The organism is Nonomuraea sp. NPDC004702 (assembly GCF_053601695.1).
On the sequence record NZ_JBSGCE010000002.1, the window covers coordinates 366,893 to 387,681 of the forward strand.

General features: G+C 74.1%; 19 protein-coding genes. 15 read left to right on the plus strand and 4 right to left on the minus strand.

Translation table 11 applies throughout. The features are described from left to right. The first annotated feature begins 113 nt into the window (after nt 1-113). The 9 genes from ACWEJ6_RS04250 to ACWEJ6_RS04290 are packed head-to-tail and all read left to right on the plus strand — an operon-like array spanning nt 114 to nt 9,860. Entirely contained in the window at nt 114-1,157 is a 1,044-nt protein-coding gene (locus ACWEJ6_RS04250) for a BMP family lipoprotein (RefSeq protein WP_452421127.1), read from the plus strand. After that, entirely contained in the window at nt 1,154-2,245 is a 1,092-nt protein-coding gene (locus tag ACWEJ6_RS04255; RefSeq protein WP_387668404.1) for an ABC transporter permease, read from the plus strand. Before ACWEJ6_RS04250 ends, ACWEJ6_RS04255 begins: the two co-directional genes overlap by 4 nt. Next, nucleotides 2,242-3,462, plus strand: coding sequence for an ABC transporter permease (locus ACWEJ6_RS04260; RefSeq protein WP_352349634.1), 1,221 nt, complete (start codon nt 2,242-2,244; stop codon nt 3,460-3,462). The genes ACWEJ6_RS04255 and ACWEJ6_RS04260 overlap by 4 nt, the downstream gene beginning before the upstream one ends. Continuing rightward, a complete protein-coding gene (locus ACWEJ6_RS04265) occupies nt 3,462-5,564 on the plus strand; it encodes a N,N-dimethylformamidase beta subunit family domain-containing protein (RefSeq protein ID WP_452421130.1) in 2,103 nt (700 codons plus the stop codon). Before ACWEJ6_RS04260 ends, ACWEJ6_RS04265 begins: the two co-directional genes overlap by 1 nt. Nucleotide 5,565: 1 nt before the next feature. After that, entirely contained in the window at nt 5,566-6,477 is a 912-nt protein-coding gene (locus tag ACWEJ6_RS04270) for a 6-phosphogluconolactonase (protein ID WP_387668398.1), read from the plus strand. Further along, nucleotides 6,474-7,403 carry a PfkB family carbohydrate kinase gene (locus ACWEJ6_RS04275; protein ID WP_452421132.1) on the plus strand — a complete coding sequence of 310 codons (930 nt, stop codon included), beginning with the start codon at nt 6,474-6,476 and terminating at the stop codon, nt 7,401-7,403. The genes ACWEJ6_RS04270 and ACWEJ6_RS04275 overlap by 4 nt, the downstream gene beginning before the upstream one ends. Beyond that, on the plus strand, nt 7,400-8,125 hold the full coding sequence (locus ACWEJ6_RS04280; RefSeq protein ID WP_387668394.1) for a GntR family transcriptional regulator: 726 nt from the start codon (nt 7,400-7,402) through the stop codon (nt 8,123-8,125). Before ACWEJ6_RS04275 ends, ACWEJ6_RS04280 begins: the two co-directional genes overlap by 4 nt. Before the next feature lie 58 nt (nt 8,126-8,183). Then, nucleotides 8,184-8,879, plus strand: coding sequence for a response regulator transcription factor (locus ACWEJ6_RS04285; protein ID WP_452421134.1), 696 nt, complete (start codon nt 8,184-8,186; stop codon nt 8,877-8,879). Nucleotides 8,880-8,927: 48 nt separating this feature from the next. Then, on the plus strand, nt 8,928-9,860 hold the full coding sequence (locus tag ACWEJ6_RS04290; protein ID WP_352349644.1) for a 2OG-Fe(II) oxygenase family protein: 933 nt from the start codon (nt 8,928-8,930) through the stop codon (nt 9,858-9,860). A 53-nt stretch (nt 9,861-9,913) separates the two neighbouring features. Here ACWEJ6_RS04290 and ACWEJ6_RS04295 read toward each other — a convergent pair whose 3' ends face one another. Beyond that, on the minus strand, nt 9,914-10,639 hold the full coding sequence (locus ACWEJ6_RS04295) for an alpha/beta fold hydrolase (RefSeq protein ID WP_452421137.1): 726 nt from the start codon (nt 10,637-10,639) through the stop codon (nt 9,914-9,916). A 185-nt stretch (nt 10,640-10,824) separates the two neighbouring features. On the opposite strand from ACWEJ6_RS04295, the gene ACWEJ6_RS04300 reads away from it, so the two are divergent. Next, nucleotides 10,825-11,778, plus strand: a complete 954-nt coding sequence (locus tag ACWEJ6_RS04300; RefSeq protein ID WP_452421139.1) for an alpha/beta hydrolase — start codon at nt 10,825-10,827, stop codon at nt 11,776-11,778. Nucleotides 11,779-11,789: 11 nt separating this feature from the next. Next, entirely contained in the window at nt 11,790-12,476 is a 687-nt protein-coding gene (locus ACWEJ6_RS04305; protein WP_358283132.1) for an alpha/beta hydrolase, read from the plus strand. A gap of 9 nt (nt 12,477-12,485) precedes the next feature. On the opposite strand, the gene ACWEJ6_RS04310 is transcribed toward ACWEJ6_RS04305, so the two are convergent. Both ACWEJ6_RS04310 and ACWEJ6_RS04315 read right to left on the minus strand, forming a co-directional pair. After that, nucleotides 12,486-14,819, minus strand: a complete 2,334-nt coding sequence (locus tag ACWEJ6_RS04310) for an ATP-binding protein (protein ID WP_452421141.1) — start codon at nt 14,817-14,819, stop codon at nt 12,486-12,488. Nucleotides 14,820-14,874: 55 nt separating this feature from the next. Then, on the minus strand, nt 14,875-16,074 hold the full coding sequence (locus ACWEJ6_RS04315) for a serine hydrolase domain-containing protein (protein WP_452421143.1): 1,200 nt from the start codon (nt 16,072-16,074) through the stop codon (nt 14,875-14,877). 144 nt (nt 16,075-16,218) lie between these two features. On the opposite strand from ACWEJ6_RS04315, the gene ACWEJ6_RS04320 reads away from it, so the two are divergent. From ACWEJ6_RS04320 to ACWEJ6_RS04330, 3 genes are read left to right on the plus strand one after another with little or no spacing between them, the layout of a single operon-like run. Further along, nucleotides 16,219-16,560 carry a YciI family protein gene (locus ACWEJ6_RS04320; RefSeq protein ID WP_352319589.1) on the plus strand — a complete coding sequence of 114 codons (342 nt, stop codon included), beginning with the start codon at nt 16,219-16,221 and terminating at the stop codon, nt 16,558-16,560. Continuing rightward, complete coding sequence (locus ACWEJ6_RS04325; RefSeq protein ID WP_452421145.1) at nt 16,553-17,797, plus strand: RNA polymerase sigma factor; 1,245 nt, start codon at nt 16,553-16,555, stop codon at nt 17,795-17,797. The genes ACWEJ6_RS04320 and ACWEJ6_RS04325 overlap by 8 nt, the downstream gene beginning before the upstream one ends. A gap of 30 nt (nt 17,798-17,827) precedes the next feature. After that, a complete protein-coding gene (locus tag ACWEJ6_RS04330; protein ID WP_452421147.1) occupies nt 17,828-19,642 on the plus strand; it encodes a glycoside hydrolase family 15 protein in 1,815 nt (604 codons plus the stop codon). Between the two features lie 28 nt (nt 19,643-19,670). Here the strand turns inward: ACWEJ6_RS04330 and ACWEJ6_RS04335 are convergent, their stop codons facing one another. Continuing rightward, nucleotides 19,671-20,249, minus strand: coding sequence for a YbhB/YbcL family Raf kinase inhibitor-like protein (locus ACWEJ6_RS04335; protein ID WP_452421149.1), 579 nt, complete (start codon nt 20,247-20,249; stop codon nt 19,671-19,673). A gap of 266 nt (nt 20,250-20,515) precedes the next feature. Between ACWEJ6_RS04335 and ACWEJ6_RS04340 the strand changes: the two genes are divergently transcribed. Continuing rightward, nucleotides 20,516-20,788 (plus strand): GlsB/YeaQ/YmgE family stress response membrane protein, encoded by a 273-nt coding sequence (locus tag ACWEJ6_RS04340; RefSeq protein ID WP_387668368.1) that lies wholly within the window; start codon nt 20,516-20,518, stop codon nt 20,786-20,788. Nucleotide 20,789 lies beyond the last annotated feature (1 nt).

A 20,789-nucleotide genomic window follows, 5' to 3' on the forward strand; every position in this document is an offset into this window, starting at 1 on the left:
CGACTATTCATGATGGTCGCTGGAGCCGGGAACGCACCGGCCAGGATCGGCCTGCGGAGGCAGGCCGCCAGGGCCCGCGCCGGGCGCGGGCGTCCCGTCTGAGAGGTGCCCCAGTGCCCCGATTAGCCGTTGCCCCTGTGCTCGTCCGCGCCCTCGCCGTCCTCGCGGCGCTGTGCTCGCTGGCCGCCTGCGGCGCCGTCAGTCCCGCCGCCGGGAAGAAGGGCGCCACCTCGGTCGGCGTGGCCTTCAGCCGCGGCGGGCGCGGCGACAGATCCTTCAACGACTCGGTGGGGGCCGGCGTCGACCGCGCGAAGGCCGAGCTGGGCGTCGCGGCCAAGGAGCTCAGCCCCAACGCCGCCGGGTCCGATCTGGAGGAGATCCTGCGGCTGCTGGCCCAGACCGGCCACAACCCGGTGCTGGCCGTCGGCTTCTTCTACGCCCAGCCGCTGGCCAAGGTCGCCCCCGCCTTCCCCCGCACCCAGTTCGTCATCATCGACGACGCCACCGTGAAGCTGCCCAACGTCACCAACGTGGTGTTCCGCGAGGAGCAGGCCAGCTACCTGGTCGGCGCGGCGGCCGCGCTCAAGTCCGCCAGCGGGAGGATCGGCTTCGTCGGCGGGGTGCAGACGCCGCCGCAGGAGAAGTTCCTCGCCGGGTACGCGGCCGGCGCCCGCGCGGTGAAACCCGGCATCCAGCTCTCCAGCGTGTTCATGTCCCAGCCGCCCGACTTCAGCGGCTTCTCCGCCCCCGACAAGGCCCAGGAGGCGGCCCGCGGCATGTACGACGGCGGCGCCGACGTCGTCTACCACGCCGCCGGGGCGTCCGGGCTCGGCGTCTTCCAGGCGGCCAAGGCGGCCGGCAAGTGGGCGATCGGCGTCGACGTCGACCAGCGCAAGACGGTCGATCCCGGGCTCGCCGGGGTGATCCTGACCAGCGCCACCAAGCAGCTCGACGTCGCGGTGCTGAGCATCGTCCGGGACGCGGTGGCGGGGCGGCCGATCGCCGGGGTGCGCGAGTTCGGGCTCAAGGAGGGCGGGGTCGGCTACGCCACCAGCGGCGGCGAGCTCGCCGACATCCAGCCGCGGCTGGAGGAGCTGCGCAAGCGGATCGTCTCGGGCGAGATCAAGGTGCCCGCCAGGCCGGCGGAGAGCCGGTGAGCCGGGCGCGGGCGGCGGGACGGGAAGCGCTGGGCGTGCTCGCCGTCCCGGCGCTCGCGCTGCTGATCGCGCTCACGGTCGCCACCGCGCTGCTGGCCGCGGTGGGGGCCGCGCCGGGGCGGACGTACCTGACGATGCTGGAGTTCGGGGTCCGGCCGGACTCGCTCGTCTCCGCGGTGAACCGGGCGGCCGTCTACTTCTTCGCCGCCCTCGCCGTGGCCGTCACCTTCCGGATGAAGCTGTTCAACATCGGGGTCGAGGGCCAGTACCACGTGGCCGCGCTGTTCGCGGCGGTCGCCGGGGCGGCCGTGCGGCTGCCGGGCCCGCTGCACCTGGCGTTCGTCTGCCTGGTCGCGGTGCTGGCCGGAGCCCTGTGGGCGGGGATCGCCGCGGTGCTCAAGGTGTGGCGCGGGGTCTCCGAGGTGCTGTCCACGCTGCTGCTGAACTACGTCGCCACCGCCGTCGTCGCCTACCTGCTGGCCGAGGTCTTCGCCGCCGGCAGCACCTCGGGCTCGACGCGGGAGCTGCCGCCGTCGGCCCGGCTGCCGCAGCTCACGCTGCCGTCGGGCGACCAGCTCGGCTCGGCCACGCTGGGCGCGGTCGTGCTCGGGGTGGCGGTGCACGTGCTGCTCACCCGCACCCGCTACGGCTACGAGCTGAGGGCCGGCGGCCTGAACCCGGTGGCGGCGCGCGTCCAGGGCATCGACCCGCGCCGGATGATCCTCGTCACGATGCTGCTGTCCGGCGGCCTGGCGGGCCTGGCCGGGCTGCCCGACCTGCTGGGCCAGACCTACCGGTACGGCATGGACTTCCCCTCCGGCGCGGGCTTCACCGGGATCGCCGTGGCCCTGCTCGGCCGCAACACGCCCGCGGGCATCGCGCTGGCCGCCCTGCTCTTCGGGTTCCTGGAACGGTCGGCGCTGATCCTCGACATCGAGGGCATCCCCAAGGAGATCGTCACGATCATGCAGGGCGTCATCGTGCTCAGTGTCGTGGTGGCCTACGAGGTGGCGCGGCGGATGGAACGCCGGCGGGCCGAGCGGCTCGTACGGGAGCAGGCGTCCCCGGCGCTGGAGCCGACCGCATGAGCGCGGGACGGTACCGGTGGTGGCGGGCCGCGCTCGTCCTGCTGCTGGCGATGTCGGTGGTCAGGGTGTTCACCGGCGCCGACGAGCTCACCGGGTCGGGCGTCGTGGGGGCGGCGCTGCGGCTGGCGGTCCCGATCGGGCTCGCCGGGCTGAGCGGCCTGTGGAGCGAGCGCGCGGGCGTCGCCAACCTCGGCATCGAGGGCATGATGATCATCGGCACGGTCTGCGGGGCCTGGGCCGGGTACGGGTTCGGCGTCTGGGCCGGGGTGCTGGCCGGCACGCTCGGCGGGGTCGCGGCCGGGCTGCTGCACGCGGTCGTCACCGTCACCTTCGGGGTCGACCAGGTGGTGTGCGGCATCGCGATCAACATCCTGGCGGTGGGCGTGGCCCGGTTCATGTCGGTCATCGCCTTCAGCGGCCTGCCGGGGGCGGGGGCCACCCAGTCGCCGCCGGTGAGCGGGTCGATCGGCACGGTCAGCGTGCCCGTCCTGGCGGGCGGCGGGGGCACGGCCGACCTGCTCGGCGCGCTGGAGCGCGGCCGGTTCTTCCTGGTGTCCGACCTCGCCGGGATCGTGCGGGGCTTCCTGCACGAGGTCTCGCTGCTCACCGTGGTCGCCGTCGCGCTGGTCCCGGTCAGCTTCGTGCTGCTCTGGCGGACCGCGTTCGGGCTGCGGCTGCGGTCGGCGGGCGAGCACCCGGCGGCGGCGGACTCGCTCGGGGTCCCGGTGCTGCGGATGCGGTACTACGGCGTGCTGGTCTCCGGCGGGCTGGCCGGGCTCGGCGGGGCCTACCTGGTCACCGTCTCCTCGACGGTCTACCGCGAGGGCCAGACCGGCGGCCGGGGCTTCATCGGCCTGGCCGCCATGATCTTCGGCAACTGGCGGCCGTCCGGCACGGCGGCGGGGGCGCTGCTGTTCGGCTACGCCGACGCGCTGCAACTGCGCCAGGCGAGCGCGGTGCACGTGCTGCTGCTGCTCGGGGCCGTGCTGGCCTGGGTCGCGGCGGTCGCGCTCGTCCGCACGCGGCTGCGCCCGGCCGCGACGCTGGCGCTGCTCGGCGCCGCCGCCTTCGCGGTCTTCCAGGGCACCGACTCGGTGCCCACCCAGCTCGTGTACGCCACGCCGTACCTCACCACGCTGCTGGTGCTGGTCACGGTCGCCCAACGGCTCCGCATGCCGGCCTACGTCGGCATCCCCTACCGGCGAGGAGACGCGTGATGGCCGTCGACCGGGAACCCCGCCTGATGGGGTACGCCGACCGCTGGTCCGCGGCGCCCGGGGAGCCGCTGGCCGTGCACGCCTCCGGCCCGGACGGGGACGCCGACGTCACCCTCGTGGACCTCGTCCGGGAGGGCGACCTGACCCCGGCCGTGCCGGTGACGATCGCGCCGCGGCCCCTGCGGCCCGGCTCCCGGCTGGAGGCGGCCTCGGTGCCGACGCCCGCCAGGGGCGGCCTCGCCCTCTGGATCCGGCCGAAGCGGCTCGGGCCGCGCCAGGTCGTGGCCCGGCTGGGGGCCGCCGGATGGCGGCTGCTGCTCGCGCTCGACGAGGAGGGCCGGCCGGAGGCGACCGTGCTGACGCCGTCGGGGAGCATGGGCTGCCGGCTGCGCTCGGCCGTCCCGGCGGGGGAGTGGTCGCTGCTGGCCGTGGCGTGGGAGGCGGCGCCGCTGATGACCGTGCTGCATCTGAACGACTTCCGCACCACGGGCGTGAGCGCCGGGCGGGCCCGCCTGCCGCTGCCGTCCCCGTCGGGCGAGCTGCTGATCGGGGCGGGCGACGAGCATCCGTACGCGGGCCGGATCGCCCTGCCCATGCTGACCGAAGGCCCGCTCGCCATGCCCGGCCGCGTTCCGCTGACCGACCTGACCACCGGTCCGGAGCTGGTCAAGCACCTCGGCCCCGAGCTGCTGGCCCTGTGGGACCCGTCCGCCGGCCCCGGCGCGCCCGTCGTCCCGGACGTCAGCGGCAACGGGCACCACGCGCGCGCCGTCAACCGGCCGCTGGCCGGGCTCCTCGGGCCGGGCGGCGACGCCCGCACCGCGCTCCAGGTCAGCCCGGAGGACCTCGACGACGCCCGCTGGCCGGTGACGTGCGAGCTGACCGTCCCGCAGGACGCCGGCTCCACCGTGCTCGGCGTCCGCCTGCGGACCCGGGGGCAGTCGTGCGTGCTGCCGGTGGTGGCGCGCCCGGACGCGACGCGCAGGAGCCCGGTCGCGGTCGTCCTGCCCACCTTCACCTACCTCGCCTACGCCAACCACCGGCAGTCCAGCGAGGCCGAGTACTTCGGCGACTACCGGCAGGTCACCGACCGCGTGATCACGCTCTCCCCGGTGGACGCCTACCTCAACGAGCATCGCGAGCTCGGCCTGTCCCTGTACGACCAGCGGCGCGAGGGCGGCCACGTCACCCACTCCTCCAGACGCCGCCCGGTGCTCAACCTCACCCCCGACTACCGCTGGTGGATGACCGGCGCGCCGCGCCACTTCGCCGCCGACCTGCTGCTGCTGCGCTGGCTGCGCTCGGCGGGCTTCGCCTTCGACGTGCTGGCCGACGAGGACGTGCACGAAGGCGGCGCCGACCTGCTGTCCGCCTACCGCGTCGTCCTGACCGGCAGCCACCCCGAGTACGTCACCGCCCCCGAACGCGCGGCCTTCGCCGCGTACGTGTCCGGCGGCGGCCGGCTCATGTACCTGGGCGGCAACGGGTTCTACTGGGTGACCGGCGTCGACCCCCGCCACCCGCACGCCATCGAGGTCCGCCGCGGCCACGTCGGCGACTGGTGGGACGACGAGCCCGGCGAGGACGTGCTGACCTCCACCGGCGAGCCCGGCGGCCTCTGGCGGCACCGCGGCCTGGCGCCGCAGGAGCTGCTCGGCGTCGGCTTCGCCGCCCAGGGCTGGGGGCCCGCCCCGGGCTACACCCGCCTGCCCGACAGCCGCCGGGAGGAGGCGTCCTGGGTGTTCGAGGGCGTCGGGACCGACCCGGTGGGCTGCTGCGGCCTCGCGCTCGGCGGGGCGGCGGGGGACGAGATCGACCGGGCCGCGCCCGAGCTCGGCACCCCGCCGGACACCCTGGTGCTCGCGACCTCCGCGGGCGGCCACGGCCACCACTACCGGCCCCCCACCGAGGAGGCCGGTTCGGGCGCGCGGGCCGTACGCGCCGACATGACCCTGCGACTGCTCGGATCCGGCGGCGCGGTGTTCGCCGCCGGATCCGTCAACTGGGTGACCAGCCTCGCCTGCTGTGACGGTGACATCAGGCGAATCACCCGGAACGTCCTGTCCCGATTCCTGCAACCCGCAGCTTGTGAGGAGGAGTGACGTGACCACCGCGAGCGCGAGGCACCTCGACTACCCCTATCCCCGCACGTCGGCCGAGCTGACCGACGAGATGTTGTCCATGCCGGCCGAGGAACTGGCGGCCATCGCCCGCCACCCGCTGACCGTCTACCCCGACACCACCGAGCTCTACTACCGGCTGGCCCGGGAGATGGCCGACGAGTTACGCGCCCGCAACATGCGCGGCGAGCCCACCCGCTGGATCCTGCCCGTGGGCCCGAAGGCGCAGTACCCGATCCTGGCGCGCATCTGTAACGAGGAACGCATCAGCTGGGCCGACGTGTACGCCTTCCACATGGACGAGTTCCTCGACTGGCAGGGCCGGCCGGTGGACCCCTCGCACCCCTTCAGCTTCCGCGGCTACTGCGACCGCAACCTCTACCAGCTCCTCGACCCCGACCTGCGGCCCCACCCCGGCAACGTCGTCTTCCCCGACGTGTTCGACCCCGACGCGTTCGGCGAGCGCCTGCGCGGCGAGGGCGGGGCCGACACCTGCTACGCGGGCTTCGGCTACCGGGGGCACCTGGCCTTCAACGAGCCGCCGTCCACGCGCTGGCACCAGTACACCGCCGCGGAGTTCGCCGCCTCGACCACGCGCGTCGTCCCGCTGCTCGACGACACGATCGTGGCCCACTCCCACCGGGTGACCGGCGGCTACACGCAGGCGATCCCGCGGATGGCGATCACCGTCGGCATGTCGGAGATCCTCTCCGCCCGCCGGCTGCACCTGATCACCGACGGCGGCGCCTGGAAGCGGTACATCGTCCGGGTGCTGCTGCTCACCACCGAGCCGGACGTGCTGCTCCCGGTGACCTTCGCGCACCACCACCCCGACGTGCGGGTGACCGTCGACGCCGACAGCATCGCGCCCTGCGCCCTGGGGCTGGGCTCGTGACCGTCGTCGCGATCGGGGCCTACATCGTCGACCTCTACATGTTCGGCGACCGCCTGCCGGAGCCGGGCGAGAGCGTCAACGCCGCCGACTACGCCACCGCGCACGGCGGCAAGGCCGCGAACGTGGCGGTCGCCGCGGCCCGGCTGGGCGCCGCCGCCCGGTTCGTCGGCTGCCTCGGCGACGACGCCGCCCGGCCGGTGGCGCTGGCCGAGCTGCGCGCCGAGGGGATCGAGGTCGGTGAGTGCACCACGGCCGTCGGCGTCGCGACCGGGCGCAGTTTCGTCTACGTCGACGCGGCCGGCGGGCAGCTGGTCATGACCTGGCCGGGGGCCGCCGACCTGCTGCCGCCCGCCCAGGCGGCCGCCGTCGCCGCCGGCCTGCCCGCCGGGTCCGTGCTCGTGCTGCAGGGGGAGATCCCGCTGGAGATCTCGTACGCGGCCGCGACGGCGGCCCCGCCGGGCGTGCGCGTCCTGCTCAATCCGAGCCCGGCGGGACCGTTCCTGGAGGGGACCGGGAAGGAGCTGCTGGCCCGCGCCGACGTGGTGGTGCTCAACGAGGGCGAGCTGGCCGCGCTGGCCGGCGAGACCCCCGGCGACCTGGACGACCTGCGCGGCAGGACCAGGGGACGCATCGTCGTCGTCACCCGCGGCGAGCACGGCGCCGAGATCGCCGACGACGGCGGCACTATGCTGATCGACGTCCCCAGCGTGCGCGTTGTGGACACCACCGGCGCGGGTGACGCCTTCACCGGCGCCCTGGCGGCCGCCCTCTGCGCCGGCACGGGCCTGGTGCGCGGCGTCCGGCTCGCCTGCCAGGTGGCGACCGTCTCGGTCACGCGCCGGTTCTGTGCCCCCAGCTACCCATCGGCCGCCGAGCTCGGCATCGCCCCGCTCCGCGGTCCGTCCGTGCAGGAGAGACCCGCGTGACACGACGTCATCCCACCCTGGCCATCCAGATCCGTGACCGGCTGCACGCCCTGATCGTCGAGCAGGGGCTGCGCCCCGGTGACAGGCTGCCGTCCGAGAACGAGCTCATGACCCTGTTCGACGTCGGGCGCACCAGCATCAGGGAGGCGTTCAAGCTCCTGGAGCAGGAAGGGCTGATCCAGGCCCGGCACGGCGACGGCCGCTACCTCACCTCGCAGCCCAGCCTGGACCGGCCGCTGACCCGCCTCGAAGGCGTCACCGAGATGCTGGCCAGCCGCGGGTTCACCGCCGACAACACCGTCCTCGACGTCATGGCCACCGAGCCGGACCGCCACCAGCGCGAGCTGCTGCAACTGCCGCCCGGCGAGGCCATCGTCCGGCTGGAACGCCTGCGCCGGCACCGGGACGACGCGCTGCTGTACTCGATCGACCTGTTCCCGCGCTCGCTCATCGGCCGCCCCATGGACGAGGTGGACTGGACCGGCTCGCTGTTCCAGCTCCTCACCGAGCACGGCCACACCATCGCCTACGCCGTCGCCCAGGTGCGGGCGGTGACCCTCAGCCACGCCCAGGCCGAGCGCATCGGCACCCACGAGGACGGCGGCGCCTGGCTGCTGCTCCTCCAGACCCACCACGACAGCGCCGGACGGCCGGTGCTGTATTCGCAGGACTACCACAGGGGCACCGACTTCTCCTTCCACCTGGTGAGACGCCGCGACTGAGTGAGCCGCCGCCGCGTACCGACCGACCGCCGTTCGCCGACGCAGAGAGGATCATGCGATGAGTGCCATCACGCTGGAGGCCGGCCACCCCATCCCGGCCTCCCCTTCCAGCCTCCGGGCGAGGTGCACCAGGCTGTCCGTCTTCTGGCTCGCCGAGGACGAGGTCTCCTTCTACGGGCTCCCGCCGCTGCTGATGAAGGTGTCGAACGTGGCCGGGGTCGCGGTCGTGCGCAGCTGCGCGGAGGCCCGGCTGCTGCTGGCCGGCGAGGACTTCGACGTGGCGGTGATCCCGCTCGCGGTCCTGCCGGACGTGCTCGGCGGGCGCCCCCGCCGGGCCCGCCCGCAGATCCTGGCCATGGTGCGTCAGGGGGAGGAGCTCGCCCCCTGCGTCGCCCAGCGGTACGGGCTGGCCGGTTGCCTGCTGTGGGACGAGATCAATGTCGCCGGCTTGTCGGGCACCTTCGATCGGCTGCTGCGCGGCGACGCGCCCGTCCCGTCCAGGGGCGGCCCCGACCTGCTCGGCCGCCTGACCGAGCGCGAGCACATGGTGCTGGCGCTGCTGCTGCGCGGCATGAGCAACCACCAGATCGCCCGCTCGATGGGCATCTCCATCCACGGCGTCAAGCGCCACATCTCGAACCTGCTCGTCAAGTTCAACTGCTCCAACCGCACCGAGGTCGCCCTGGTCGCCCAGCGGCTCGGCCTCGACCCCGCCGTCCGCACCCCGCGCCACCTGAGCAGCACCGGCACGTAGCACGTACGACGAACCATCCCCGAACGGTCATCGAGAAACGGAGTGACAATGGACGTCCCTCTCATGGAACTCAGCGGCCGCGCCCCCGTCGTCAGGCTGCATGACATCGAGGCCGACATGGCCGCCGCCACCGACGCCATCAGGTCGCAGCTGACCGGATGGGGCTTCATGGCCGCGGAGGTGCCCGGCATCGGCGAGCGCGTCGAGGCCATGATGAACGAGTTCGCCGCGGCCTGCCGGGCGACCGGGCCGAGCCTGTCCGACTACGCCTACGACGTCGTCCCGCAGCTCGCCGTCGGCGGCACGCACGGGTTCTTCCCGTACAACTCGGAGATCCCGCGCCTGGCCAACGGCGTGCCCGACCCGAAGGAGTTCATCCACGTCAGCGGCGCCATGATCGGCGACCAGCCGCCCGGGGCGGGTGACGTGCTGCGGGCCTTCCCGGCGTTCGGCGCCCGCGCCGCCGAGGTGTTCGACATCGCCTTCCGGCTGATCTCGCTCTTCGGCGAGGTCGTCCGGGGCATGATGCCGCCCGGCACGCCCGAGCTGGACCTCTCGCACGACGCGACGAACCTGCGGGTGATCCACTACCGGGACGTCGGCGACCGCGAGGTGCTGGCCCACGAGCACTCCGGCATCCAGATGCTCGGCCTCCAGCTTCCCCCGTCCGACCAGGGCCTGCAGTACGTGCTGCACGACGGCACCTGGGTCGAGCCGGTGATCGCCGGGACCGACGTCGTGCTGTGCAACATCGGCCGGATGCTCACCAGCGCCTCCGACGGGCGGTTCCGGCCGTCCACGCACCGGGTGCACACCAAGCCGATGCCCGCCGGCTACGAGCGCCTGTCGTCGGTGCTCTTCGCCTACCCGCAGCACAAGGCCCGCCAGTGGAAGATGGTGGACGGCGAGCTGATGTCGCTGAACGCCACCTGGGGCGACTTCATCGACAGCCGCTTCCAGGGGCTCGGCAAGCAGTCCTGACCGCCCGGCCTCCTGGCGGCCGGGCAGGCCATCAGGAGGCGATCAGGAGGCGATCAGGAGGCGGTGGCCCGGACGGCCGCCCGGATCACGTCGGCGACCTCCTTCGGCCGCGACACCGCGACCGCGTGCGAGGCGCCGGCGACCTCCACGGCGGTCGCGCCGGCCCGCTCGGCGCCGAACCGCTGCACGTCGGGGTTGATGGCCTGGTCGGCGTCGGCGATGACGGCCCACGACGGCTTGGCCCGCCAGGCCGCCGTGGCCGCGCCCTCGGTGAACGCCCCGGCCGCCAGGGGCCGCTGCGCCACGGCGAGGACCCGGGTGACCTCGGCCGGCACGTCGGCGGCGAAGACCTGGGGGAAGGCGTCGGCGGCGATGGTGAACTCGACGGCGTCGCCGCCGTCCGCCAGCGGGTAGGACGCCTGCCGCAGGCTCGCGCCGAGCGGCGGCTCGGGGAAGCGGCCCTGGAGCTCGCCCAGGCTCTCGCCCTCGTCCGGGACGTACGCGGCGACGTAGACGAGGCCGACGACGTTGTCCGCCGCGCCGGCCACGGTGATGATCGCGCCGCCGTACGAGTGGCCTGCCAGCACGACCGGGCCGTCGATCTGGGCCGCGACGGAGGCGACGTACGCCGCGTCCGAGGCCAGGCCGCGCAGCGGGTTCGGCGGGGCCACCACGGGGATGCCGTCCCGCTGCAGCTCGGCGATGACGCCGGACCAGCTCGCCGCGTCGGCGAACGCGCCGTGCACGAGGACGACCGTCGGGGTGGTGCTCTCCGTCATGGGAAAAACTCCTTCTCGGGGCGAAAGGGACCGGTCGGCCCCGGTGGCGATCCAACAGCCGGGCCGCTCGCGCGCACGAGGCGGAAACGTACTTCTGCCTGTGGTTCCGCCTCGTCTTTCCGCGGGCCGGTCGTTTGGATGGGTGACGGCCCCCCTGCTTCCCACCCCTTCTTCCTGGAGCGATCATGATCAAGCCCGTCCTGGAACCAGCCGCTCAGGCGTTCGCCGAGGCCACCGCCGAGCCGCCGTACCTGTTCCAGCTCCCGCTGGAGGAGGGCCGCAAGGCCGTGAACGAGGTGCAGTCCGGCCCGGCCGAACTGCCCGCCGTGGACGAGGAGTGGGTGACGGTCCCCGGCGGACCCACCGGCGAGGTCAGGGCCCGCATCGTGCGGCCCGCCGGCAGCACCGGCGCCCTGCCCGTGATCATCTACATCCACGGCGCCGGCTGGGTCTTCGGCAACGCCCACACCCACGACCGGCTGGTCCGCGAGCTGGCGACCGGCGCCGGCGCCGCCGTGGTCTTCCCCGAGTACGACCTGTCGCCCGAGCACCGCTACCCGGTCGCCATCGAGCAGAACTGGACGGTCGCCCGCTGGATCGTCACCGACGGCGCCGCCAAGGGCCTGGACGCCACGCGCGTCGCGGTGGCCGGCGACTCCGTGGGCGGCAACATGACCGCCGCGCTGACCATCATGGCCAAGCAGCGCGGCGGGCTGTCGCTGCGCCGCCAGGTGCTGTTCTACCCGGTGACCGACGCGTCCTTCGACACCGAGTCCTACCGGCAGTTCGCCGAGGGCTACTTCCTGCGCCGGGACGGCATGCAGTGGTTCTGGGACCAGTACACGACCTCGGAGGCCGAACGCGCCGAGATCACCGCGTCCCCGCTGCGGGCCACCGTCGAGGAGCTGGCCGGTCTGCCGCCGGCGCTGGTCATCACCGGCGAGGCGGACGTGCTGCGCGACGAGGGCGAGGCGTACGCCGCCAAGCTGCGCGCCGCCGAGGTGCCGGTGACCGCCGTGCGTTACCAGGGCATCATCCACGACTTCGTCATGCTCAACGCGCTGCGCGGCACGTACGCGGCCGAGTCGGCGATCGAGCTGGCCGCCGGCACGCTGCGCCGGGCCCTGCACGAGAGCTGACCTGCCGCGCCATGCCCTCCGCCTACGACCTCGACCAGGTGCGGCACGCCAACGCCACCGGGCGGGTCCCGGTCGTCTTCGTCCACGACCCGTGGTTGCTGGCTGAGAGCTGGGAGCCCTGGGCCGAGGTGTTCGGGCAGGCGGGGTTCGTCCCCGTCATCCCGGCCTGGCCCGAGGACGGCGAGGCCGCCGGGCATCCCGCAGGCCACTTCGCCGGGTTGATCGGCGGGCTGGCGCGCCGGCCCGCCCTGGTCGGCCACGCGGCCGGCGGTCTGGTCGCGCAGATCCTGGCCGGCCGCGGGCTGGCCTGCGCCTGCGTGGCGATCAGCCCGGCGCCGTTCCGCGGGGCGCTCACGTACGGGCGCTTCCGGCACGCCGTGGCCAACGCCGTCGGCGAGGAGGAGGCCAGGCGGCTGTACGAGACGTACGCCGTCCGGGCGGCGGAGGCGGGCGACCCCACGGGCCTCGACGGCGCCGCGCCGGACCGGGGGCCGCTGCTGCTGGTCGCCGGCGAGATGGACCGCACGGTCCCGTGGGCCGCCGCGCACGCCGCCTACCTGTGGCAGGCCCGCAACCGGCACCATCTGACCGAGATCGTCGAGCTGCCGGGGCGCGGGCACTCGATGACCGTGGACAGCGGCTGGCGCGAGGTCTGCGGCACCGCCCTGACCTTCATCGAACGGTTCGTGGACCCCTGACCGGCCCGCTCAGCGAGCGCCTTCCGGGGTCGTCACAGTGGTCTCGACCCGGGCCAGGCGGGTGAGCTCGGCGGTCACGCGGGCCGCCCGGACGGCGTCGGCGGAGGCTTCGTACAGCTCCAGGGCCTCCTGGAACGCCTCGCGCGCCGCCTCCCGCCGTCCCAGCTCGACCAGCGCCCGGCCCAGGTTCGTCAGCGTCTGGGCCGTGGCCCGGTTGATCGGGCGCTTGCGCAGCTCGACCAGCGCCTCGCGATAGTGGTCGGCGGCCTCCTGCCAGCGGCCGAGCGCGAAGTAGCCGTCGCTCAGCAGGTCCAGCGCCGCCCCGACGGCGTGGGCGACGATGACCGGCGTGCCGCCGAACGCCGGGTCGCGCAGCCGTTCCAGCAGCTCCAGCCCGTGCCGTACGGCCTCCTCGATCCGGCCCAGCCGGCGCAGGCCGTTGCCGACGCTGAGCATCGCCTGGGCGTAGCCCTCGGGGTCGCCGGCCTGCCGGAAGCACTCCGCCGCCCGCCGCGCGTGCTCCAGGCCGGTCTCCGTGGCACGCCGGTCGTCGCGCCCCCACAGCGCCCAGGTGGCGTAGGTCAGGGCCCAGGCCTGCTGGCGCACGTCCCCGACCTCGTGGGCCAGCTCCAGCGCGCGCAGCGCGGTCCGCTCGCCCTCGTCGTAGCGGCCCTGGCAGTACGTGCGCGCCCAGGACAGGTAGTTGAGGTGCACCGCCTCCTGCAGGCGGTCGCCCGTCTCGCGGGCCGCGCCGGACGACAGCTCGAACACCTCGGGCCAGTGCCCCCAGTGCATCCACAGGTCGGAGAACCAGTGCATGGCCTCGGCCACCTCGACGACCCGCGCGTGCTCGCCGGCGCGGGCCGCCTGCCGCAGCGCGGCCAGCCACGCCGCGCCCTCGGCCTGGAGCCATTCCTGCGCCTGCCGCGCACTGTCCAGCTCGACCAGCGAGCTCCACCCGGACGGCGGCGCGCCGTAGCCGGGCTCGAACCAGCGCCCGGCGACGGTCGCGACCTCCAGCAGCCAGTCGTCCATCCGCCGCCGCGCCTGCCGCTGCGCCGTCATGGGCTCCTCGTCGGACAGCCGGGCGCGGGCGAACAGCCGTACCAGGTCGTGGAAGCGGTAGCGGCCGGGGTACGGCGACTGCAGCAGCCCGAGATCGACCAGCTCCTCCAGGGCGTCCTCGGCCTCCTCCGCGCCGAGCTCGGCGAGGACGGCCGTCATCGGCGCCCCGAAGTCCGGCGCGGCGGCCAGCGCCAGCCGCCGGAAGCCGCGCCGCGCGGGCGCCGACAGCTGCCGGTACGACAGCGCGAAGGCCGCCGCCACCGACAGGTCGCCGGCGGCCAGCGACTCCACCCGGCGTCCCTCGTCGCCGAGGCGGGCGGCCAGGTGCCCGGCGGTCCAGCCGGGCCTGCTCTGCAGCCGGTTCCCGGCGATGCGCAGCGCCAGCGGCAGGTTCCCGCACAGGTCGGCCACCTGGGCGACCCCGTCCGGGTCGGCGTCGGCGCGCTCGGCGCCGACGATCGCGCGCAGCAGCGCGGCCGACTCCCCGGCCGCCAGGTGCGCCAGCGGCACCTGGTGCACCCCCTCCAGCCCGGCCAGCGGGCGGCGGCTGGTGACCAGCGTCATGGACGGGCCCTCGGCGGGCAGCAGCGGGCGCACCTGGGCCTCGTGCGCGGCGTTGTCCAGGATGACCAGGCAGCGCCGGCCGCGCAGCAGGGCGCGGTACTGGCCGGGGCGGTCCTCCTCGTCGGCCGGGATGCGCCGCTCGGCCACGCCCAGGGCGTTGAGCAGCCGGGACAGCGCCGTGCCCGGGTCCAGCGGGACCGGGTCCATGCCGCGCAGGTCCAGGTAGAAGCGGCCGTCGGGGAACAGGTCGGCCAGGTGGGCGGCGGCGCGGACGGCCAGGGCGGTCTTGCCGATGCCGGCGGCCCCGGAGACGGCCGCGACGACGGCGGGCGCGTCCTCGGCCCCGGAAGCGGCGGCGGCGACGGCGGGCGCGTCCTCGGCCGTGCGGGCGGCCAGGTCGCGCAGCAGGCGCAGCTCCCGTTCGCGGCCGGTGAAGTCGCCCACGCCGCGGGGCGGCTGGCAGGCGCCCGGCGCGGCGTCCTGGCGCGGGCGGCCGGCGCGGGCGGCGTCGGACAGCGCCGTGCGCCGCGGCCCGTCCAGCCGCAGCGCCTCGGCCAGGGCCTCGACGGTGCGCCGCTGCGGGCCCCGGCTGGCCCCGCGTTCCATGTCGCCGATGGCGCGCACGCTGACGCCGGAGGCGTGGGAGAGCTCCTCGATGGTCAGCCCGGCGGCGTGTCTCAGGCTCCGCAGCATCGTGCCGAACGACTCCGCCACCCGTCCCCCTCAGCATTGTGAGCGGCGAAATCCCCCGAAACGCCGTATACCCACCTTATCTGCCGGAAATCGGGGTGAGGTGCTGGTCGATCGAGGTGTACGTCACGGTCCAGAAGTCCTCGAAGACCTTGGGCGCCACCGGCGACGTCATCGCCACCTGGGTGAACAGCACGCCCACCAGCCCCTCCGACGGATCGGCGTAGGCCGTGGTGCCGAGCCCGCCGGTCCAGCCGAACCGGCCCGGCCGGGTGTACAGGCGATCGGCCCGGGTGTCCACCTGCATCCCGAACCCCCAGCCGCCCGCCCCGAGGAACGTCTCGGCGCCCGCCTTCTGGGCCGGCGACAGATGGTCGGCCGTCATCAGCTCGACCGAGGCCCGCGACAGGATCCGGCCGCCGTCGTGCCGCCCCTTCTCCAGCAGCATCCGAAGGAAGGCGGCGTAGTCGAGGACGGTCGAGAGCAGGCCGGGGCCGCCGCCGCCGGACGGGAAGGCCGGCGGCTCGTGCCACACGCGCGGGTCGGGCCTCGGCGTCACGCCGCCCGAGCCGTCCGGCCGGTAGGAGGCCGCCAGGCGGTGGAGCCTGTCCGCCGGCAGGTGGTAGCCGGTGTCGCGCATGCCCAGGGGCTCGAAGACGCGCTCGGTCATGAAGTCGGGCAGCGGTTTCCCGGCGGCCCGCGCGACCAGCACGCCCAGGACGTCGGCGCTCGTGTGGTAGGTCCACCGCTCGCCCGGCTGGAACATCAGCGGCAGCGCGCCCAGCCGGGCGAGCCACTCGTCAGGGCCGCTGCCGGGGCCGTCGGGGCCGCGGTCGATCCGTGGGTCGCGCATCGCGCGCACGATGGGCAGCTCGTCGCCCTCCACCAGGAGCTGTCCCGTGCCCAGCCGGAAGGTCAGCAGGTCGCGTACGGTGATCGGCCGCGTGGCGGGCACCGTGTCGTCCAGCGGCGCGTCCAGGGCGCGCAACACCCGGCGACCGGCCAGCTCGGGGACGAGGTCGTCGATCGGGTCGTCGATCCGCAGGACGCACTCCTCCACCAGGATCATCGCCGCCGCCGCGGTGACGGCCTTGGTCAGCGACGCGATCCGGAAGATCGAGTCCGCCTCGACGGCCGCCCCGCCGCCGCGCTCCAGCGTGCCCATCGGCACGACGTGCGTCTCGCCCCGATGATGGACGAGCCCGACCAGCCCCGGCACCTCGCCCCGCGCCACGAACCCGCCCAGCACGCCCCGCATCCGCTGTTCCAGTACGCTCATCGGTCCTCCTGAAGTGACGTGTCGTGACAATGACCGGACGGACCCGGAAAACTCATCGTCATGGCGTGTCCATCCGGGCGGGTCCCGTTCGTGGTGAAGGCGTACGGCGGCCCCGCCGTACGCCGACCGCGAAGGGGAACACCGATGAAGTACATGCTGCTGATCAACGCCGGCACCTCCGACGAGCAGGAGCCGGGCGACTTCCAGGAGTGGATGGCCTACGACAAGTCCGTCCGGGAGGCGGGCATCCTGGTCTCCGGCGAGTCGCTGGCCGACCTGGTGACCGCCACCACTGTACGGGTGAGCGCCGACGGCACGCCGACCGTCACCGACGGCCCGTACGCCGAGACGCGCGAGGTGCTGGGCGGCTTCTACGTGATCGACGTGCCGGACCTCGACGCCGCCCTCGACTGGGCCGTGCGCTGCCCGGGTGCGCGCGGCGGCGGGTCGGTGGTGGTCCGCCCGGTCGCCGACTTCGATGCGTGAGATCGAGGCCGTCTTCCGTGAGGAGCGCGGCCGGCTGCTGGCCGCGCTCGTCCGCCGCTTCGGCGACCTCGACCTCGCCGAGGAGGTCACCTCCGACGCCGTCGAGGCGGCGCTGAGGCACTGGCCCGCCGAGGGCGTGCCGCCCAATCCGGGCGCGTGGCTGATGACCACCGCGCGGCGCAAGGCGGTCGACCGGCTCAGACGTGAGCAGGCGCTGGCCACCCGGCTGGCCGTCCTGGCGGCCGAGGCCGAGCGGGCCGCCCCCGAAGCGCCCCCCGGCGAGGACGGCGGCCTGCCCGACGAACGGCTGCGGCTCTTCTTCACCTGCGCCCACCCCGCCCTGCCGGCCGAGGACCGCGGGGCGCTGACGTTGCGCTGCCTGGCCGGCCTGACCACCCCCGAGGTGGCGCGGGCCTACCTGGTGCCGGCCCAGACGATGGCCAAGCGCATCGTCCGGGCCAAGAAGAAGATCAGGGAGGCGCGCGTCCCGTTCCGCGTGCCCGAGGCCCACGAGCTGCCGGAACGGGTGCCCGGCGTGCTCCAGGTGATCTACTCGATCTTCACCGAGGGGTACGCGGCCAGCTCCGGGCCCTTCCTCCAGCGGCTCGACCTGGCCGAGGAGGCGATCAGGCTGGCCCGGATCCTGCGCCGGCTGCTGCCCGCCGAGCGGGAGGTCGCCGGGCTGCTGGCGTTGCTGCTGCTGGTGCACGCCCGGCGCGACGCCCGTACCGGGGCCGAGGGGGAGCCGGTGCTGCTCGGCGAGCAGGACCGCGGCCTCTGGGACCGGGCCATGATCGAGGAGGGCTCGGCGCTGGTGGTGACCGCGCTCAGCGGCGGCCCGCCCGGCCCGTACGCCGTCCAGGCCGCGATCGCGGCGCTGCACGACGAGGCCCCGGACCTGGCCACGACGGACTGGCCGCAGGTCGTGGCCCTATACGACGTGCTGCTCGCGCTCGACCCCTCTCCGGTGGTGGCGCTGAACCGGGCGGCGGCCGTGGCCATGCGCGACGGGCCCGAGGCCGGGCTGGCGCTGCTGGAGGAGCTGGCCGGGGCGCGGCGGCTGCGCGACTACCACCCGTACCTGCTGGCCCGCGCCGACCTGCTGCACCGGCTCGGCCGGCTGCCCGAGGCCGCCGAGGCGTACCGCGCCGCGCTCGGGGCGGCCGGGAGCGAGCCCGAGCGCACCCACCTCCGCCGCCGCCTGGCCGCGCTGGAGGAGGCCGGGCGCGAGGTTTGAGCACCGCTCTGACCAGGGAGAACTGCTGCGATGGGTGGAGCAGACGGTGACCGCTACCTGCCGATCGCCGAGCACGGCCTCATCGGCGATCTGCGCAGCGTGGCCCTGGTCGGCACCGACGGCACCATCGACTGGTACTGCTGCCCGGCCTTCGACTCGCCCAGCGTGTTCGCCTCGATCCTCGACGCCGACCGCGGCGGGGCGTTCGAGCTGGGCACCGACGTGCCGGCGCGGACCAAGCAGTTCTACTTCCCCGACACCAACGTGCTCATCACCCGCTTCTTCACCGAGAGCGGGGTGGGCGAGATCCAGGACTTCATGCCGATCATCGGCGAGCCGGGCGGCCGCGGCCGGCAGCGGCTGATCCGCCGGGTGCTCTGCGTGCGCGGCTCGCTGCCGTTCCACGCGCGGGTGGCCCCCCGCTTCGGCTACGGGGCCGACCCGCACGTCGTGCGCGAGGTCGACGGCCTGACCGTCTTCGAGTCCGACCGGCTGACGCTCGGGCTGAGCGCCACCGTCCCGGTCGAGTGCGACGGACGCGACGTGCGGGCGTGCTTCACCCTCGTGGAGGGCGAGTCGGAGGTGTTCGCGCTCGACCGGATCGAGGCCGAGATCCCGCCCCTCGGCTGCCCGCACGTCGAGGCGGAGGAGGCGCTGACCGCCACGGTCGCGTTCTGGCGTAAATGGCTGTCGGCCTCCCGCTACCGGGGCAGGTGGCGGGAGATGGTCCACCGCTCGGCCCTGACGCTCAAGCTGCTGACGTACGCGCCGACCGGCGCGATCGTCGCCGCCCCGACCACCAGCCTGCCCGAGCTGATCGGCGGCGAGCGCAACTGGGACTACCGCTACCTCTGGGTCCGCGACGCCGCCTTCTGCGTCTACGCCCTGCTCCGGCTGGGCTTCACCGGCGAGGCCGAGGCGTTCATGTCGTTCCTGACCCGGCACGTCAGCCTGCGCCCCGCCGGACCCAACGGCCCCCTCCAGATCATGTACGGCATCGACGGCCGCACCGACCTGCCCGAACGGCAGCTCGACCACCTGGAGGGCTACCGCGGCTCGGCCCCGGTGCGCGTCGGCAACGCCGCCGCCGGTCAGCTCCAGCTCGACATCTACGGCGCCCTGCTCGACTCCGTCTACCTCTACGACAAATGGGGCAAACCCATCTCCAGCGACCACTGGGACGCCGTCTGCGCCCTGGTCGACTGGGTCTGCGACAACTGGGACCAGCCCGACGAGGGCGTCTGGGAGACCAGGGGCGGACGCAAGAAGTTCCTGTACTCCAGGCTGATGTGCTGGGTCGCCATCGAACGCGCCATGCGCATGGCCGCCCGTCGCGGCCTGCCCGCCGACATCCCCCACTGGCGCGGGGCGCGCGACGACCTCTACCGGCAGATCATGGCCCACGGCTGGTCCGACGTGCGGCAGGCGTTCGTCCAGCACGAGGACGGCGACGTGCTCGACGCGGCGCTGCTGATGATGCCGCTGGCCAAGTTCGTCTCGCCCACCGACCCGAAGTGGCTGTCCACGCTCGACGCGCTCACCGCCGACCTGGTGTCCGACTCGCTGGTCTACCGCTACGACCCGGACGCCAGCCCCGACGGCCTGCGCGGCCAGGAGGGCACGTTCTCCATCTGCTCCTTCTGGTACGTCGAGGCGCTGGTCCGCGCCGGCCGGGTGGAGGAGGCCCGCCTGGCCTTCGAGAAGATGCTGACCTACGCCAACCACCTCGGCCTGTACGCCGAGGAGATCGGCCGGACGGGCGAGCAGCAGGGCAACTTCCCGCAGGCGTTCACCCACCTGGCCCTGATCAGCGCCGCCTTCAACCTCGATCGCGCCCTCGGCTGACCGCGGGAACCCCGGCGCTCCTGAGCGTTCAGGACTCGCCGGACAGCACGGCCGTCCCCAGGGACGCGCCGGAGATCACCCGCGCCGCGGTCGTCGTGGACGAGCCGGAGCCCAGTTCGGTCAGGGCGGCCCGGTCGAGGGCGTGCACGGTGAACTGGTAGGTGTTGACCGACCAGGGGGAGCACGGCCCCTGGTAGCCGTACAGGCTGGCGCTGCCGCGGTAGTAGATCTGCCGGGCCCCGGCCGGGGCCGTCGGACGGTAGGCGTGCTCGACGTTCTGCGGCAGCGAGGTCACGTCCGCCGGGATGTCGTAGATCACCCAGTGGATGAGGTTGTTGTTGTCCAGGTCCCGCATCACCAGGGCGTAGCCGCGGGTGCCGGCCGGGCCGCCGCTCCAGGTCAGGGGCGGCGACTCGTTGCGCCGGCCGGGGTCGGTCTGGCCGCCGCTGGTGCACTCGTGCACCTTCGGGATGATCCCGCCCTGGGTGAAGGCGGTGCTGGTGAGGGTGAAGGCGGCGGCGTTCGCCAGCGCCGCGGCGGTCACGGCGGCGGTCGTCGCCGTCGTCGCCGCGAGCAGGGCGTGCAGCACGATTCGTCTGACGGTCACAAAGGGCTCCTGAGAGGGGTTCGGTGCGCCGTTCGTTCGCGTCTGCTGTCGTGGGGTGTGCCCGCAGTGTAGGCACCGCGGGGGCGCCTCCGCCACCACCGCGAACGGCACACCCGCATGGAACCTGTCCGCCATGAACCGATATCAGGCTGAGTGGTCCGGTTTCTTTGTGATGCTGCTGGGAAGCAATGGCGCTGTCAGGCCGGAGGCACTCCTCCCCCACGAGGGGTGGCGACATCCGGCGCGGCAGAACGGGAGTGTGAAGCGTGGCAGTCACCGGCATCATCTCCGCCCTCATCATCGGGCTCGTCATCGGCGTCCTCGGCCGGCTGGTCGTGCCGGGCCGTCAGAGCATCCCCATCTGGCTCACCATCGTGATCGGCATCGTCGCGGCCCTCATCGGCACCGCGATCGCCGCCGCGGTCGGCGTCGCGGACACCCGCGGCATCGACTGGATAGAACTGGTCATCCAGGTGGTGCTCGCCGGTCTGGGGGTGGCCCTGGCGGCGGGCCTCTACGGCAGACGCAGCGTCCGGTAGA